General features: G+C 57.1%; 3 protein-coding genes. All 3 read left to right on the top strand.

Annotated elements, in window-relative coordinates:
- A partial coding sequence (locus ABD892_RS03185; RefSeq protein WP_345193769.1) for a hypothetical protein occupies positions 1-333 on the top strand: 333 nt, incomplete at its 5' end.
- Entirely contained in the window at positions 330-689 is a 360-nt protein-coding gene (locus ABD892_RS03180) for a capsid cement protein (RefSeq protein WP_345193767.1), read from the top strand. The genes ABD892_RS03185 and ABD892_RS03180, both read left to right, overlap by 4 nt.
- 40 nt (positions 690-729) lie before the next feature.
- A partial coding sequence (locus tag ABD892_RS03175) for a hypothetical protein (RefSeq protein ID WP_345193764.1) occupies positions 730-1,230 on the top strand: 501 nt, incomplete at its 3' end.

Below are 1,230 nucleotides of genomic sequence, written 5' to 3'. Positions count from 1 at the left end.
GTACAGAAAGGAAAACTCCTGCCTGCCCATAAGGATCAGATGGTGGCGTTCATGGCCTCGCTGGACACCGAAAAAGGCGTGGTTTCCTTTGGTGAAGGTGAGCAAAAAACGACACTGGATCAGCGTGCCTACCTGCTGAAGTTTCTCTCCGGTCTTCCGGCACAGGTGGACTTCAACGAACACAGCAAGGATGACCAGAGTGAGCCGCCGGCATCATCGGATGAGCTGGCCCGCAAGGCACTGGCTTACCAGGAGCAGGCCCGTAAAGAAGGTCGCATGGTCAGCATTACCGAGGCGGTTAACACCATCCGGCAACAGGGAATCGACGCATGAGTATCAGAAACGACGGACTGATCAAAACCTTTGTGGCCGATGGCGTTCTGATCGGTCGTCGTCTGGTGACCTTCGGTACTGGTCGCATGACCATGCGGCAGGCCAATGCAGCCACTGATGCCCTCATCGGTGTCACCACCCAGATTGGCAGTGAAAACCATGGGCGGGTGGATGTCATCGTTTCCGGTATCACCGAGGTGAGTGCCGGGGCATCGTTCACCAAGGGTACGGTGCTGACCAGCAACTCGGAAGGCAAGGTTGTGGCTGCGACGGATCCTACCCATCGCATCATCGGCATCGCCCTTGAGGATGTGGAATCCGACGACTATGCCGCCGTGCTGCTGGCCCAGGGCTGATGGTTTAAAAACGACTTCTGACGGTTAAACGGAGAGAACCATGGCTAACGCGCCTTTTGTGACCAACCCGGTGCTGACGGCAATCGCCATCGCCTATACCAACAATGAGTTTATTGCGGATCGGGTCCTGCCCCGCACCACAGTCCCGGCCCGGGAGTTCAAATGGACCAAGTACAACAAGGAAGACCGCTTCACCATCCCTGAAACACTGGTGGGGCGTAAGGGCGTGCCCAACGTGGTCGAGTTCGGTGGTACAGAAGACTCCGCCTTCGTGCTGGACTACGGCCTGGAAGACCATATCCCGCAACAGGATCTGGATAACGCTGCCAACATGCAGGCGAACTTTGATCCGCGTGGGAATGCCGTGGAGCTGTTAAGCGAGGTCATTGCGCTGGGACGTGAACAGCGTGTCGCTTCCCTGGTACAGGACAAGGGCAACTATACCCACAAGGAAACGTTGTCCGGCACTGACCAGTGGAGCCATGCCGACAGCAAGCCCATCATCCAGCTGGTTGATGCACTGGAGACACCGATCAAGCGC

This window comes from Kistimonas scapharcae, assembly GCF_039540975.1.
GTDB lineage: Bacteria > Pseudomonadota > Gammaproteobacteria > Pseudomonadales > Endozoicomonadaceae > Kistimonas > Kistimonas scapharcae.
The sequence above is the reverse complement of the archived record's forward strand: the minus strand, read 5'-3'. Positions and strand labels throughout refer to the sequence as shown.

Coding starts and splice junctions, on each gene's coding strand:
- ABD892_RS03180 (WP_345193767.1), top strand. CDS start 330: ATGAGTATCAGAAACGACGGACTGATCAAAACCTTTGTGGCCGATGGC.